At 50.1% G+C, this 14290-nt stretch carries 16 protein-coding genes; 6 read left to right on the top strand and 10 right to left on the bottom strand.

The annotated features are described in order from the left end of the window. Window positions 1–112: 112 nt before the first annotated feature. The 7 genes from AC0YN3_RS09405 to AC0YN3_RS09375 form a co-directional block, all read right to left on the bottom strand. Window positions 113–982, bottom strand: coding sequence for a metal ABC transporter permease (locus AC0YN3_RS09405; RefSeq protein WP_475774821.1), 870 nt, complete (start codon window positions 980–982; stop codon window positions 113–115). Continuing rightward, on the bottom strand, window positions 979–1920 hold the full coding sequence (locus tag AC0YN3_RS09400; protein WP_475774820.1) for a metal ABC transporter permease: 942 nt from the start codon (window positions 1918–1920) through the stop codon (window positions 979–981). Before AC0YN3_RS09400 ends, AC0YN3_RS09405 begins: the two co-directional genes overlap by 4 nt. A gap of 2 nt (window positions 1921–1922) precedes the next feature. Then, entirely contained in the window at window positions 1923–2735 is an 813-nt protein-coding gene (locus AC0YN3_RS09395; RefSeq protein WP_475775114.1) for a metal ABC transporter ATP-binding protein, read from the bottom strand. A gap of 26 nt (window positions 2736–2761) precedes the next feature. Beyond that, window positions 2762–3721, bottom strand: a complete 960-nt coding sequence (locus AC0YN3_RS09390; protein ID WP_475774819.1) for a metal ABC transporter solute-binding protein, Zn/Mn family — start codon at window positions 3719–3721, stop codon at window positions 2762–2764. A gap of 199 nt (window positions 3722–3920) precedes the next feature. Then, complete coding sequence (locus AC0YN3_RS09385; RefSeq protein ID WP_475774818.1) at window positions 3921–6023, bottom strand: peptidoglycan D,D-transpeptidase FtsI family protein; 2103 nt, start codon at window positions 6021–6023, stop codon at window positions 3921–3923. 49 nt (window positions 6024–6072) lie between these two features. Further along, a complete protein-coding gene (locus AC0YN3_RS09380; RefSeq protein ID WP_475774817.1) occupies window positions 6073–7236 on the bottom strand; it encodes a transglutaminase domain-containing protein in 1164 nt (387 codons plus the stop codon). Then, window positions 7236–7685, bottom strand: a complete 450-nt coding sequence (locus AC0YN3_RS09375) for a hypothetical protein (protein ID WP_475774816.1) — start codon at window positions 7683–7685, stop codon at window positions 7236–7238. The genes AC0YN3_RS09380 and AC0YN3_RS09375 overlap by 1 nt, the downstream gene beginning before the upstream one ends. Before the next feature lie 163 nt (window positions 7686–7848). Here AC0YN3_RS09375 and AC0YN3_RS09370 point away from each other — a divergent pair, with 163 nt between their 5' ends. From AC0YN3_RS09370 to AC0YN3_RS09360, 3 genes are all read left to right on the top strand, one after another. Next, window positions 7849–9018: an MFS transporter gene (locus AC0YN3_RS09370; RefSeq protein WP_475774815.1), complete on the top strand. Its 1170-nt coding sequence runs from the start codon at window positions 7849–7851 to the stop codon at window positions 9016–9018. A 135-nt stretch (window positions 9019–9153) separates the two neighbouring features. After that, on the top strand, window positions 9154–9273 hold the full coding sequence (locus AC0YN3_RS09365) for a hypothetical protein (RefSeq protein ID WP_183559041.1): 120 nt from the start codon (window positions 9154–9156) through the stop codon (window positions 9271–9273). 167 nt (window positions 9274–9440) lie between these two features. After that, window positions 9441–9812, top strand: a complete 372-nt coding sequence (locus tag AC0YN3_RS09360; RefSeq protein ID WP_475774814.1) for a toprim domain-containing protein — start codon at window positions 9441–9443, stop codon at window positions 9810–9812. Here the strand turns inward: AC0YN3_RS09360 and AC0YN3_RS09355 are convergent. Further along, a complete protein-coding gene (locus tag AC0YN3_RS09355) occupies window positions 9809–10417 on the bottom strand; it encodes an SCO family protein (RefSeq protein WP_475774813.1) in 609 nt (202 codons plus the stop codon). The genes AC0YN3_RS09360 and AC0YN3_RS09355 overlap by 4 nt on opposite strands. A gap of 24 nt (window positions 10418–10441) precedes the next feature. Then, complete coding sequence (gene cyoE, locus AC0YN3_RS09350; protein WP_475774812.1) at window positions 10442–11335, bottom strand: heme o synthase; 894 nt, start codon at window positions 11333–11335, stop codon at window positions 10442–10444. Between the two features lie 217 nt (window positions 11336–11552). Between cyoE and AC0YN3_RS09345 the strand changes: the two genes are divergently transcribed. Together AC0YN3_RS09345 and gerQ are read left to right on the top strand one after the other, a co-directional pair. Beyond that, window positions 11553–11975: a cell wall hydrolase gene (locus AC0YN3_RS09345; RefSeq protein ID WP_475774811.1), complete on the top strand. Its 423-nt coding sequence runs from the start codon at window positions 11553–11555 to the stop codon at window positions 11973–11975. A 36-nt stretch (window positions 11976–12011) separates the two neighbouring features. Next, on the top strand, window positions 12012–12563 hold the full coding sequence (gene gerQ / locus AC0YN3_RS09340) for a spore coat protein GerQ (RefSeq protein WP_475774810.1): 552 nt from the start codon (window positions 12012–12014) through the stop codon (window positions 12561–12563). Here the strand turns inward: gerQ and AC0YN3_RS09335 are convergent. After that, complete coding sequence (locus tag AC0YN3_RS09335) at window positions 12560–12859, bottom strand: hypothetical protein (protein WP_475774809.1); 300 nt, start codon at window positions 12857–12859, stop codon at window positions 12560–12562. The genes gerQ and AC0YN3_RS09335 overlap by 4 nt on opposite strands. Before the next feature lie 88 nt (window positions 12860–12947). Here AC0YN3_RS09335 and AC0YN3_RS09330 point away from each other — a divergent pair, with 88 nt between their 5' ends. Continuing rightward, window positions 12948–13934: a metal-dependent hydrolase gene (locus AC0YN3_RS09330; protein WP_475774808.1), complete on the top strand. Its 987-nt coding sequence runs from the start codon at window positions 12948–12950 to the stop codon at window positions 13932–13934. Window positions 13935–14290 lie beyond the last annotated feature (356 nt).

Here is a 14290-nt window from a genome sequence, read left to right as displayed (position 1 = left end):
AATATGAATAAACGATGAGAAAACCAAGTTCGTTCTTCAACGTTCCCACACCAATCAACGCAAAAAGCCCGCTATCCCAGCGTTTTGCAGGATAGCGGGCTTTTCTAGCCTATTAGGCAAGCTTACGCATGCGAAGCTTTTTGACGACAATGCCGTGTGACGGTGAGAACAAGAAGGCGATAACGAACAGCAGCCCCGCAGCACAAACCATGCAGCCTGCGATGGAAGCATCCAGCATAACCGCTGCTCCATAGCCGATAAATGTGCTGGCTACGCCTGCCCCGACGCTAAGCCCAATCATAACGCCAAGTCGATCCGTGAGAAGATATGCGGTAGAGGCCGGTATGATAAGCAGCCCTACGACGAGAATCGCTCCCACGCTCTCGAATGAGCTGACCGTAGCCATGGAAACAAGGCCCATTAATAAGTAATGAAACAGTGCGACCGGAATGCCTATCGCCGCTGCAAGCGCTGGATCAAATGCGCATAGCTTGAATTGCTTGTAGAACAGTCCGATGACCGACGTAATAACAAGCAATGTAATGCCGAGCAGCCATACCGCTTTGGGCCCCATATTCACGCCGCCAAGCTCCCAGATATTCCAGTGCACATAGGCGATCTCGCCGTATAGAATCGCATCCTGATCCAAATGCACTTGACGGGCATATAAGCTAACCAGCACGACCCCGATCGCGAATAGCGCAGTGAAGACTACCCCGATAGAAGCATCGGACTGAATGCCGCTTTGCTGGAACATTTGAATCAAAAAGGTGGTCAGCAGCCCGAATATCAAGGCAGCGAACATCATGAGCAAGGAATCTCGCGAGCCGCTTAGCAGAAACGCGATTACGATACCTGGCATGACCGAATGGCTGATTGCATCGCCGATCATCGCCATCTTTCGCAATACCAGGAACACGCCGAGCACGCCGCAGCAGCTAGCTACGAGCGCACCGGTAAGCAGAATCCAAAAGTCGCTCATAGTGCCGCCTCCTTTTTCACATTGCTTTCCAGAAGACGCTCATTCTCGCGGTTATAGCGTTGTTTCACCCGTTGGCGCAGCAGCCGCTTCGCAACCAAGCCGCGCTGCGGTCCGAATAAAATGGATATGCAGAATAGGAGCGTTGCCGCAAGCACGGTTACTGGCCCAGTCGGCAAATTCGAAACCGAAGCGCTAATCCAGGTGCCAATGCCTCCGCTAACGGCGCCGAACACGCCTGATAATACGACCATCAGCCCGAGGCGATCCGTCCAGTACCTTGCCGATACGGCCGGAGTAATCAGAAGCGCAGCAACGAGTACGACGCCTACCGCTTGTATGCCGGCTACTACGGCTACCACAATAAGAAGCATTAGCAGCTGCTCCAGGAAAGCTACCGGATAACCGAGGCCTCTTGCGAAGCCTGGATCGAAGGATATGATTTTGAATTGCTTGAACAACAGCGTGCAAATCGTAATGAGCGATACGCAGACAACAGTCATCGTAATGACGTCGGATGCGATCATCGATGCGGCCTGGCCGAATAGAAACTTATCGAGTCCTGCTTGGTTGCCATAATCGCCATGCTGGATCAACGTAAGGAGCACAATGCCTAAGCCAAAAAATCCCGACAATACGATCCCCATCGCCGCATCCTGCTTAAGCTTGGAATTCCTTGTGATATAACCGATGCCGAAGGTTGCCACTACGCCTGCAATACCTGCTCCAATAAGAAAAAGGCCAATCGATTTAATGCCCGTGAGCATAAATGCGATGCAAATTCCTGGGAGCGCTGCATGTGCGAGCGTATCGCCCATCAAGCTTTGCTTCCTTAGATAGGAGAAACATCCGATAACGCCGCTGCTTAAGCCAAGCAGCGTACAACCAAGGAAAATCCACTGCATGTTGGGATCTGAAAGCATTGACCAAATCTTATCCATCTTTACTCACCCTTTCCGTCAACCCGCGACGGGGATTGCAGGCTTCGGTCAAGAAAGGCAAGCCTGCCGCCATAAGTGCGCTGCAGCTGCTCCTGCGTAAAGGTTTGCTCGGTTGGGCCATACGCCTGAAGCTCCACGTTCAGCAGCAGGACGGAATCAAAATAATCCTGTACCGTCGCAAGGTCATGATGCACAACGATGACTGTTTTTCCTTGCAGCTTCAATTCCTGAAGCAGCGTAATGATCGCTTTTTCCGTTGCGGCGTCAACCCCGGCGAACGGTTCATCCATAAAATAAAGCTTCGCGTCCTGCGCAAGCGCACGTGCAAGAAATACGCGCTGCTGCTGGCCGCCTGACAATTGGCTGATCTGCCTGCCCGCATAATCGGCCATGCCGACCTTGTTCAGGCATTCTAGCGCCAGTGCCTTATCCTTCGCGCTTGGACGGCGGAACCAGCCAAGATGGCCGTAACGGCCCATAAGTACAACATCAAGCGCATTCGTCGGGAAATCCCAATCGACCGATTCGCGCTGCGGGACGTAGCCGATCATTTTGCGCTGCTGCTTGTAGGACTTCCCGTATACGAGAACTTCCCCGCCGATGCTCGGAATGAGTCCAAGCGCCGCCTTCATGAGCGTGGATTTGCCTGCTCCGTTCGGGCCGATTACGCCAACCAGCTCGCCTTCATTTACCTCGAAGGAAACGTTCCGAAGCACGGGCTTCTTCTGGTATGCGACGCTTAAACCTTTAATGCTAAGCGGCGCTGCCGTTTTCGCCGTCGTGTTTGCTGCCGTTTGAGATGGACTCATCATCATCACTCGCTTTCGTTCCTCTGTTTATGCTATTTCAATGCAGCTACGATCGTATCCACATTATGCTTCACCATGCCGATATAAGTGCCTTCCGCCGTTCCTGCGTCGCCCATGGCATCCGAGAACAGCTCACCGCCAATGACTACTTCATGGCCTAATTGCCGTGCACCTTCGATAACCGACTCGATTGATTTCTTGGGCACGCTTGATTCGATAAACACCGCTTTGATTTTTTTCTCGACTAAGTAATCCCGAAGCTTGCTGACATCCTTGGAGCCGTACTCAGACATGGTATTCATTCCCTGCAAACCCGTGACAGTTAACCCGTATGCCTCACCGAAATATCCGAAAGCATCATGGGCTGTAACAAGAATCCGGCTGGCCTCAGGGATGGTTGCAATCTGCTCTGCAGCGTAGGTATCCAGCTCTTCCAGCTTCTTAATGTAAGCCGCGGCGTTGTCTTTGTAATAATCAGCATGGGTAGCGTCCTTCTCTACCAGCGTATCGCGTATCACTTCCGTTGCCGATATCCATAGCTTTACGTTAAACCAGATATGCGGATCATGCATCCCAGCCCCTTGGCCAGGCGCAGTGTGCAACTGCTCTTCCGTCAAATATTCAGACACGGCAACGGTTGGCTTGCGCTTCTCCAGCGCTTCGAACATTTCGGCCATTTTCCCTTCCAAGTGGAGCCCGTTGTAGAAAATGATATCCGCTTCGTCCAGCTTCTTCACATCGCCTTGCGATGCTTTATATAGATGGGGGTCGATTCCCGCTCCCATCAAACCGCTTACCTCGACGTATTCGCCGCCTACCTGCTGGGCAACATCGGTAATCATCCCCGTCGTCGCCGTAATGTTCAATTTACCGCTTTGGCCATTATCCGCATTTTGCCCGCAGGCCGAAGTTGCAATTGCCGTCACCGTTAGAAATACGATCGTCATAATAAATCTGCGAAGAGCCGAATTCGTCTTAAATGCTTTACCCATAAATATGACCTCCTAAATCCTTGTCGTTTTTTTATATGCGGCAAAGGTTGCCCTTATGAATATTAGTTTGCCTAATGCCTTTTTTTTAATAATACACAAAAATGTTTCACTAGTGCAACATTTATTTTAAAATGGGCGGGTTCGCAGAAAAAAAGGCAGGCTGGAGATATTGCTCCAGCCTGCCTTTCCTATCTCTTGCTTACTCATTCGTCGTCCCATTAACCGCTACGTTTGTGGTATCGGCGGTATCAGCCGTATCCGCATTATCGGCATTGCCTGCGGTTCCTGCGCTCTTCTCGTTATTGACCGTTTTATTCTTAGGTACGCCGTACAGTCCGACTTCCTCATTGTAGGCGTCGAATATTTTGCGGGCGATCGGCGATGCTCCGTATGAGCCGAAGCCCCCGTCAGGCACGACAACGGCTACCGCAAGCTTCGGCTTGTCAGCCGGCGCGTAAGCGATAAATACCGCATTCTCTGCCGTACGCCCTTTAACGGATTGCTCGGAGGTTCCCGTCTTACGGCGATAGGTATAATCAACGCCTTCAAAGCCTCCCGAGCTTACTTTGGACATGCCCGTCTCGATTTCGTTCCAATATTCAATGGGGAACTCGACTTCGTTCAGAATCTCAGGCGTATAGCCCTGAATGACATTTCCGTCAGAATCCTTTATTTCATTGACGAATTGAGGTTTCATCCGCTTGCCGCGATTCGCCAGCATCGCAGCATACTGAGCTAGCTGCAGCGTCGTATAACGTCCCTGTTGGCCGAAGGATGCTTGAATCAATGCCGACTGCGCACTGCCGCTTTCGGACTCCTTGAAATACTCGATAATCCCTTTTGTTTCGTTCGGCAAGCCGCTGCCTGTCAATACGCCAAGCCCGAACTGCTTCATGTAGCTGTCCCAAATATCCACGCCGCTTTTCCCGTCGCGCATGTAGAGTTTGTTCCCGACCATCGACGCCATGAACGGGTTCGATGAATGCTGAATCGCCTGAGCGCCGTCTATGCTGCCGTATACATGGCCCTGCGAGTTGCGGATATAGGTCTCGTATCCCTTCTTGCCATAAGTGAATACCCCTGTATCCTGGTACACGGTCGAGGTTTTGAACAATTTCTCGTGCAAGCCTATCAGTACGGTTAAAGGCTTCATCGTTGAACCTGGAGGAAGAATAGAAGATGGATGTTCGTTGCGCTCTTCCTCCGTATACTTGCCATATACGGTTCGAATCGTTCCGTTCGACAGCACATTCTGGAAGTTCTCGTAATCCTCCGGACTAATCCGCCCGCCTGACCATATATTCGGATCGTAATCCGGCATGCTCGCCATCGCTACGATTTTACCGGTGTCTACTTCCATTGCGACAGCGAAACCGGTTTGGGCGTATTTTGCCCGTTCATATTTGTTTGTCGAAGTCGTAATAGTTTTCAATTGATCCATGATGGCTTGCTCTGTTTTTAGCTGAACATTTTTATCGATGGTCAAATAAATGTCGGAGCCTTTTTGCGGATTCGTAATTTGCATCGGGCCGATGATCCGTTCCGCATTGTTGACCGGGTACGTCTTCAAGCCGTTCGTCCCGCGCAAGACGTCCTGGTACATGAACTCGAGACCGTCCATGCCGACGTCCTCTTCTTCCAAGTATTGAAGGGTCGCATCTTCCTCGGTCGTTTTCTCTTTATAGAAATCGACCGTTTCACGTACACCCTTGTATTTCTTCAAATAGCCAACGAGTTGAACCGCAATGGAATCCGTGCTGTAGTTCCGGACGCTTTCCTCCATAATATCGATTCCCTTGAATTCGGTACGGTTCTCCATGAAATACGCGATCTCTTCATTGGTTAAACCGGATTTGATCCGTCTAGGCGTCGAAATATTGTTGCGTTTGAAGTCCAAGTCCATCTGCCGGATAATATCATCTACCGTCATCGCCTTGGCCGGATCTCCGTATTCCGTAAAAACCTCCAGCAGCTTCGCGGCCATCTCCTTGGCGTTCTCTTTCGCGTCCGCGAGCTTAAGCTCCGGCTGTACGCTGAAGTAAATCGACTGCGTTGACGTCGAGTAGGCAATCTCAACGCCGTTGGAATCATAGATATTGCCGCGTATCGGCGGGATTTTCACGCTGCGGGTTGATTTATCGATCCCCTCCGCGCTAAGCGTGGGTCCTTCCACAAACTGCAGAATGGCCAATCGTACGATTAATACGCTAAACAAAGCAAACGTTACGAAAAAAAATAAGTTCAATCGAAATGAAAAATGGCGCCGGTTTATAATCTCCCGCTTCTGCGGATCATCCTGCATGTTGAATCACCTCATGTTCCCATATTAAAATTGCCGTTCTCTAAGCAAGCTATGCTTCCCTGACATGGGTTTCTTCAAATCCTGGCGGATTAAACCAGTCTCCCGCATTCGCCCATGTAGCATCGAGCGGAATCCAGCTGTCATCGCCAGCCCCGACGCGCACCTCATTCCAAGCATGCGGGCCAAAGCCTCCGGACCCGTCAGCCCCCATTCCCGTTACAACCCGCACCTCGAGACCAACGGATCTTGCCATAACAGCATACAAGCGAGCTATATCTATACATACGCCTTTGCGCGTATCGAATGTTTCGGGAGGGTTTTGTTCCTTCCATATTCCTTGCTCTTCATAATTGCGTGCCTTGTCATAGTCATAGGCTATTCTCGTTCCTAGCCATTCATACAGTCTTCTTGCCTTTTCTTCCTCCGTCAGCGAATCCTTCGTTACATAGACCGCTGCCTGCTCGATCTCTGCAGGAATGGCATAATCAATCATTTCGTATTTGCGCTGCAAGATTTGCTTGAACTGCGCTTCCACCGCTTCGGTAAACACGGGCCCTTGTCCAGTGAGAACGTCACCGGCAACCGGGCTTAACCAAGCAGCAGCTTTGCTGTAGACCTGCGAATTGGATATTTGATCGACATACCAGCCATTCGGCATTAGAGACACATAAACGAAGAGTAAAGCTACGAATACGAAAGATCGTCCAGCGCCGTGGATTGCCCCCAGCAATGCACCTACTGCGCGGCTGGCTTGTTTCTTGCCGCGCATATCAGCAAGCGGCTCTTCCTTGTTGCTGCGCAGCATGCCCTCTACGGCGCGATCTGCCATAGGCTCGATAAACGCAGCCAGTGCGCGCAGCAGCAAATAGCCGAGCAGAAACATAACCGCATAGCGGAGCAACGCGAAATCGCGCAAGCTCGTTACAAGCGTATACCAAGCTTGCTCTATTCCGCTTAGCTCTTGCTGCGGGACCTTTACCGCGCCAGTCAGCCACTTGGCCGCAGCGGGCGACAATCGATTCGTAAGCTGAGCGGATAGCACGAGGCAAACCGCAATCACGATGCCCTCCCATACAAAAAAGAAGAGGCGCTTCGCTGAACCAGACGCGCCTCTTCTCATCCCTTGCACTAGAGAGCCAAGCAGCAGCAAAAACACAATAACGCCAACAGGCTCCAGCTCATTCACTCGTTGTACCCAGCTCGCCATAAGCATTATCCGTTCTGCTTCGCTTGATCAATGAGGGCTTGTATCGTGCTGTCAAGCTTCCATTTGCCGAGCTCGGTTCCGCGAAACGAAACGGCGACATCTTTGTCCCCCGGCACGCCGGTCAGCTCTAGGTTTTTGGTCTTTACCGTAAAGGTGCCGTCCGCATTCGTAACAAAGGTTGCATCCTTCGCTTCGCCTACCATGGCATTCACGGCTTCCTGCTTGACCGTATCCGCCACCTTGGTGCCGATCTCCTTCAGGTCGTCCATGCTATATCCGCTATATACGATAATACCGATGATAATGACCGCAGCGATCGCCCATTTGATGACGGTCTTAACTACACGCACAATAAGAAGCAGCACAATAAGCGCAATGACAAGCACGAGCCAATGCTCTTTGAAGAAAGCCGTCCATGTGTCCCAATCATACGTCGAAAAATTCAAAAAATCCAAGTTGCCATCCCCTCCATTATACCTCGTACATAACCTCATTACAAAATATTATAACCTACAGATTATAGGGCGTAAACGCTTGCTCTCTTTTTCAGCAGACATATCCTGTCCAACTAAAACGTACAAGTATATAAGTGTGTAATTGGCTAGGAGGGAGAGCCCTGTGAAAACCGCAATTTGGCTTTATTTATTTTTGTTCGTCGCTTTCTTTGACCTGCACGCGCAATATCCGATCTTGACGCCATTCGCCATATCACTTGGCGCAGCGCCTTCCTTTATTGGATTGATGATGGGCATGTACTCTATCACGCATCTGCCCGGCAATTTAATAGCGGGCTTCGGCGTTGACCGATACGGCAGCCGGTTCTTTATCGTGTTCAGCCTGATGGCAGCCGGTATCGTACTCTTATTCCAGTCTCATGTCACCAATCCTTGGCAACTGCTGCTGCTGCGCTCCATAAGCGGCTTCGTGCTCGCCTTCCTGTCTCCTGCCTGCCTATCCTTGCTTGCCAAAATGACTACCGACCGCACGCAGCAAGGCAAGCTCATGGCCGGGAACGGGCTCGTCCACACGCTCGCATCAGTCGTCTCTCCAGCCGCTGGCGCCTATCTGGTTGCCAAAATCGGCTTTGCGACTGCCTTTACGCTGCTGGGCTGGATTCTCATCGTCACTTCCGTTTGCGCTATTTTTTTCATTCGCGATGCGCGCGCAGGCAGCGTTCAAACAGCTGTGCCCGATCCAGAGCAGCAGCCTAAGCAAAAAATAAAGCTTCCTTTGGAGCAGCCGGCTTCGATCCCTTGGCTCGTCTATCTGCTGCCGGTAGCGATAAGCTGCGCGCAAGGCATTCTATCGTTCGAGCTGCCGCTGCTTGCCAAAACCAAAGAAGCGATGATGACGACGGGACTTTTATTCTCCGTGGTCAGTATCGGAGCGCTCGTTACGCTGAGCATGCTTTTCCTCAACCGCGTACCTGCTTACCAACGGACATTATGGGGCTCATTATTTCTTGCCATCGTCTATTTCGGCATAGCCTCCCAGATACCGGCACCGCTTACGCTTATGCTGCTTTTAGTCGGTATGGCAAAAGGCGTTATACTGCCGGCGCTCTCTACGTTACTGATCGAGCTCAGCGGAGGAGCCCGCTACGGAAGAACCTTTTCTGTTCTTTCGATCGCGTTCTCCATCGGCGCCTTTATAGGTCCTATGGCTGCCGGTCAAGTAAGGGACCATCTATCGCCTTATTACATCGCATTCATTGCTTTAATGATCGCCGTTACGCTTTTGCCGCTGCATATTTCGCGTTCGATTCCCTCGCGCACCCATTTTTCATAGGCATGGGTAAACGCACAGGGCTAATTCATCCCCCCCACATATCATACATTATGGCAAATGACCAGCCGGTACACAGCTGAAGCAGGCTGATGGCTATCATCGCTCTCAAGCAAATGAAACGGGGTGACACCATATATGTCTGGAAATGTAGGCGGATTGAATCAAGGTTGCGGACACAACGGCCACTCGAATATCGGCATCATTCTCGTATTGTTTATCCTTCTCGTGATCATCGCATGCACATGCATGTACTAGGTTGAAATTTAAAATGGCTGACTGGGATATCATCCCGGCCAGCCATTTTTCTTTTTTTGCCATGCAAAATCTTATATCCCATGTCATCTCGGTAAAATGATGATAAGGTGGTAAACTAAGCGTAACGCTTCCGCTCCGCTTTAATTTTTCACTCGAGGTGATGACAGATGGAAATTGCCATTATTGTTGAAGGCAAAAACGATAAATCAAGATTAAGACGCGTCCTGGGCGAAGAGGTACGCATCCATTGTACATTCGGCACGCCCGGATCCGATCAGCTTGAGAAGCTGCGCAAGCAGGTAGGTCAAGATCAAGCTTACATATTTACGGACAACGATTCCTCCGGCAAGCGGATCAGGTTCCTTCTCCGCGACATATTCCCTGATGCCGAGCATATCTATACCCGCAAAGGCTATTCAGGCGTAGAGCATACCCCGCTTGATTATTTAATCGAGCAATTGGAAAAAGCGGGACTCGAAGCGCATATTAACTATGCTGCGCTGAGTCCCGCTTCGTTATGGAGCAAAGATGAATTTTAGAGAATCTTGTTAAGTTCGTCAACGATGCTCTCAGCCGTTAAATCCTCTGAGCTTCCGTTGATCCACTTACGAATTTGTCCGTCCTTATCGACGATCGTTATGACATTCATATGCGTATAAGAGCCGTCTTTTTCTTTGATTACAGCAACGCCAAAGTCCTTCGCCAATTGAAGCGTGCTCGCCTCTTCATCGCCGCGCAGGAAATGCCAGCTGCTTGTATCGGCGAAATGCCGCTTAGCAAAGTCCCGTATTGCATCAGGCGTATCGCGCTCCGGATCAAACGTAATGGAGATCAGGTCGGCGCTTTTTCCAAGCTTGCCTTCTGCTTCGAGCTGGTCTTGAACCTGCGAGAGCAGGAAGGTGGTCGGAGGACATACATCCGGGCAGTTCGCAAAGTAAAAATAAACGATGCGCGCTTTGCCGTTCGTCGACGCCAGCGATACCGGCTTCCCGTCGATGTCGTTCATTTCGAAAGCCGGAGCAGCCTGCAGCACAGGCAAAGTCTGTTTCGGCTGCATCCCGTACGTTATAAACAAATAAATACCCATTGCCGCGCATAGCGCCAGCACCGCAATCTTAAAGCTATGCTTCTTTACAAAAGCCACGATGTTCACTCCCTGTACGGATGACTATGATCCTGTCGTATTCAAAATCATAACGATGAATATAACCATTAAGTAATTGACCGATATAAGAAAATTCGTTTTCGCCCATTTCTCCGTATCCTTGGCGCCTGTCCCCCGAAGCGTATGAACGAGCCATAGCAAACCGATCAGAAGCGAAATGATTAAGAAATAGATTCCGACGTACCCATACGTATAAAACAAAATACTAGCCGGTAGCAAAAGCACGATATAAGGAATCATTTGCAGCTTCGTCCGCTTGATTCCTTTCACGACGGGCAATAGCGGAAATCCGGCTTCCCGGTATTCCTCCACCCTTCGAATGGCAAGCGACCAGAAATGCGCAGGCTGCCACAGAAACAATAACGCGAATAAAATCCAAGCACCGGCATCGACTTCATTCGTAACTGCGCAGTACCCGATGACAGGCGGCATGGCTCCGGATATCCCACCGACCGAAGTACTCCAGGTAGAAGTCCGTTTCAACCACATGGTGTAGATAACGATGTATACGAACCATCCGAGGAAGCCTAGAAACCCCGACAACGGATTAACGAGCAGGAATAACACGGCTAGTCCAACTAATCCGAGCACGATGCCGTAAGCAAGCACGGTTCCCGGCTGCATGCGGCCAGTTGGCAGCGCGCGGTCTTTCGTGCGCTCCATTTTCAAATCGAGTTCCCGATCCCAATAGTTATTAATGACGGTAGCTGACGCGATCGTCAATGTTGAACCGATAAGCGCCCATATAAGCAATAGGAAATCAATATCCCATTTGGAAGCAACCAAGAAGCCACCTAGCGCAGCGAACACATTAAGTCGAAGTAGCCGCGGTTTTGTTAATGCAATTAAGTCTTTCAGCACGAAGCGAGCCTCCCGAGTTTTGCGACAAGACGCCATGAGGCATCTATCATCCATTGATGAACCGTTCTTAATCATACCGAAAAAAAGAAGCTGTGACAACGTTCGACGGGTTTGTTCATCATTTTGCCACGCAAATTGTGACAAATCATTTAGTAACCATTTGGGTTGGCGCCGAGTACACTGACTATGTAGTTAGATGCCCATTCAAACCGAAGTTCTCAAAGCTAGCGAAGGGAAGTGAACCGTTAAGTCTATGGCAGTCATTAAAACGAACTCCGAGGATACGAAGATGCTCGCCAGGCTCATGCGAGCGGAAGCAGAAGGCGAAGGCGAGCTCGGCATGCTGATGGTCGGCAATGTCGGCGTAAACCGCGTTCTCGGCAACTGTCTCGATTTCAAAAACATCCGCTCCATCCCGCAGATGGTCAATCAACGGCCAGGCGGCTTCGAAGCTACGACAAAAGGCTATTTCTACCAAAGCGCGCGCGACAAGGACATTCGCTTAGCCAAACGGATCATTAATGGAGAACGGCAGCATCCGGCGTCCAATGCGCTTTGGTTTTTCCGTCCGGCAGGCAGCTGCCCAAGCACATGGTGGGACCAGTCCAACAGCGGAAGATATAAAGCGCATTGCTTCTTCATCCCGACTCGCGGCGACTGTCCGGCGGTTTATTAATCCTATTTCTAATGTGTGAAAGCGAGGAAATTCAACATGTCTAACGGTTACGGCTACAAAAATCCGGTAAGTCCAGCAAATACGGGCAGCTACCCAGGTTACGGATACGGAGGCTATGGCCACTACGGATATCCGATGGCTGCCCAGCCTACGATGTTCCCTGCCCAGCTTCCGACAAACATGCAGGTGCAAGGCGCGCAAATGCAAACTCCTCCTAACGTCCCGAGCGGCGCATTCGTTACGCCTGCCGGAGGCAACATCGTTACCCTTCCAGCCGTCGAGGAATCATACGTAGAGAACATTCTTCGTTTGAACCGCGGCAAAATGGCAACATTCTATATGACATACGAGAACAACCGGGAATGGAACGCCAAAATTTTCAAAGGCGTTATTGAAGCCGCCGGGCGCGATCATATTGTAATCAGCGATCCAACGACAGGCATGCGTTACTTACTCTTAACGCTTAATCTGGATTACGTGACTTTCGATGAGCCTATCGCTTATGAATACCCGTTCCAAGGCAGTGTCGTAAGCTCATCCACTCCGCTTGGAATGGCCACCTTAGGCACCGTTAATTCTAGCCGCTAACCGCCTTGCCTGTCTGGATGAACGGGCTTAAAAGCCCATACATGCAGCTTTGCCCGCCCTCCGACAATGTAGTTTGAAACCTCTGACCAAGAAGAACGCTCGCTGCAGCGTTCTTCTTTGATTTGTTCCGCCTCATCGGACGTAGCTGCCTGCCATACCTCGACAAATAGATTCCGTTGATCCGTTCCTTCATATAAATACATATCCATTTCATGCTGAAGTAGCTTATTCGTCAGTTCAAGAAATGGAAGGCGGTTCTCCTCCGCGATACGGTACTCCGCAAAACAAATGTACATATTCGTCGCATCTCCTTTTACTTACATTGATAAAGTTCCCCTGAACCGTCGATACTACACCTAATCATTCATAATGGGAGGATTCAATATGGACACTGGTACACATCTTGTCATGGGCATTGGACTTGCCGGTCTAGCTGCGATTGACCCCGTGGTTGCAGGGGATCAAACGATTCAGACTGCCGTATTGCTCGGAACCGTTATCGGATCGCAAGCGCCTGATCTGGACGGCTTGCTGCGATTGAAAGGGAACGCCGTATATGTCCGCAACCACCGCGGCATTTCCCATTCGTTGCCCGCAATCGCCATTTGGACGGTACTCATTACAGGCATCCTTCAGCTCTTTTATCGCGGCAGCCTGCCCTGGCTGCATGTCGGCGGGTGGATACTGCTAGCCGTATGCGTACATGTCTTCACTGATTTATTCAACACTTACGGCACCCAAGCGATGCGGCCTTTTACGGATAAGTGGATATCTTGGAATATCATCCATATCTTTGATCCAATCATTTTCTCCACGCATGTCATAGCTATTTTACTTTGGGCAGGCGGCTTCGTAAATCCTGCTTTCGTTTTTCCGCTAATGTACGCGTTTCTGGCCGTGTATTTCGTATGGCGGACGTTAACGGCAAGGAGCACCGTACAGCGGATGAAGAAGCTGGATACCGAATATGAAACGGGTGACGTGTATATCGCTATACCAACCATCTCTTTAACGATCTGGAACGTAGTAAAGCAATCCCCAGACGGCGGTTTCGTTATAGGCAATTTACGGAACGGCAAGCTCAAATGGCTGGACCGCGTGAAATGCTCGAGCCACCCTGCCGTCGCCAAATCCAAAAATGATCCGGCCATTCGCTCCTTTCTTTATTTCACGAGCTTTGCTTGCGCTGACGTGCGCGAGCATAAGTGGGGCTATGAGGTAAGATGGTGTGACGTTAGATATCGTCATCGCAAGCAATACCCATTCGTGGGAGTTCTGCTTATGAACAAAAATGACGAAACGATCGGCTCTTACGTAGGCTGGCTCAGCGATGAGCGGTTAATGAAACGGCTGCGGATGGACACTTACTAACGAAACGCCAAAGAAGGAACTGACCATCAAATTGCACATTTAAATATTCTTCCGATCGCCATTTCTCAGGGATTCCTTTGAATCAACGAGAAGAGAATGGAATCCCTTCACAAAAACGAACGCTGACGCTTCTCCAGAATTATTTAAATGCTCCGTTTAATAAAATTTTCTGAAGAAAACAGCGAAAGACCATAATCAAAAACAAGCGTTGCAGAGGGCTATTCTGCAACGCTTGTTTAATGGGTATTTTTTCGATTGTGCGAGCTGTTTCTTCAGAAAGCGTCCTCCTTTTGAGCCAGCCCCTTCTTTTTTGTCAAAAAAAGAGAAGCGCATCTCTATCCTACCTGTGATAAAAT

It is taken from the genome of Paenibacillus sp. J22R232 (genome assembly GCF_056269165.1).
The sequence above is the reverse complement of the archived record's forward strand: the minus strand, read 5'-3'. Positions and strand labels throughout refer to the sequence as shown.

What these genes read in the sequence shown, in the direction of transcription:
- AC0YN3_RS09405 (WP_475774821.1), bottom strand. Translation starts at nt 982, where the DNA reads ATGAGCGACTTTTGGATTCTGCTTACCGGTGCGCTCGTAGCTAGCTGC.
- AC0YN3_RS09400 (WP_475774820.1), bottom strand. Translation starts at nt 1,920, where the DNA reads ATGGATAAGATTTGGTCAATGCTTTCAGATCCCAACATGCAGTGGATT.
- AC0YN3_RS09395 (WP_475775114.1), bottom strand. Translation starts at nt 2,735, where the DNA reads ATGATGATGAGTCCATCTCAAACGGCAGCAAACACGACGGCGAAAACG.
- AC0YN3_RS09390 (WP_475774819.1), bottom strand. Translation starts at nt 3,721, where the DNA reads ATGGGTAAAGCATTTAAGACGAATTCGGCTCTTCGCAGATTTATTATG.
- AC0YN3_RS09385 (WP_475774818.1), bottom strand. Translation starts at nt 6,023, where the DNA reads ATGCAGGATGATCCGCAGAAGCGGGAGATTATAAACCGGCGCCATTTT.
- AC0YN3_RS09380 (WP_475774817.1), bottom strand. Translation starts at nt 7,236, where the DNA reads ATGCTTATGGCGAGCTGGGTACAACGAGTGAATGAGCTGGAGCCTGTT.
- AC0YN3_RS09365 (WP_183559041.1), top strand. Translation starts at nt 9,154, where the DNA reads ATGTCTGGAAATGTAGGCGGATTGAATCAAGGTTGCGGACACAACGGC.
- AC0YN3_RS09360 (WP_475774814.1), top strand. Translation starts at nt 9,441, where the DNA reads ATGGAAATTGCCATTATTGTTGAAGGCAAAAACGATAAATCAAGATTA.
- cyoE (WP_475774812.1), bottom strand. Translation starts at nt 11,335, where the DNA reads ATGGCGTCTTGTCGCAAAACTCGGGAGGCTCGCTTCGTGCTGAAAGAC.
- AC0YN3_RS09345 (WP_475774811.1), top strand. Translation starts at nt 11,553, where the DNA reads ATGGCAGTCATTAAAACGAACTCCGAGGATACGAAGATGCTCGCCAGG.
- gerQ (WP_475774810.1), top strand. Translation starts at nt 12,012, where the DNA reads ATGTCTAACGGTTACGGCTACAAAAATCCGGTAAGTCCAGCAAATACG.
- AC0YN3_RS09335 (WP_475774809.1), bottom strand. Translation starts at nt 12,859, where the DNA reads ATGTACATTTGTTTTGCGGAGTACCGTATCGCGGAGGAGAACCGCCTT.
- AC0YN3_RS09330 (WP_475774808.1), top strand. Translation starts at nt 12,948, where the DNA reads ATGGACACTGGTACACATCTTGTCATGGGCATTGGACTTGCCGGTCTA.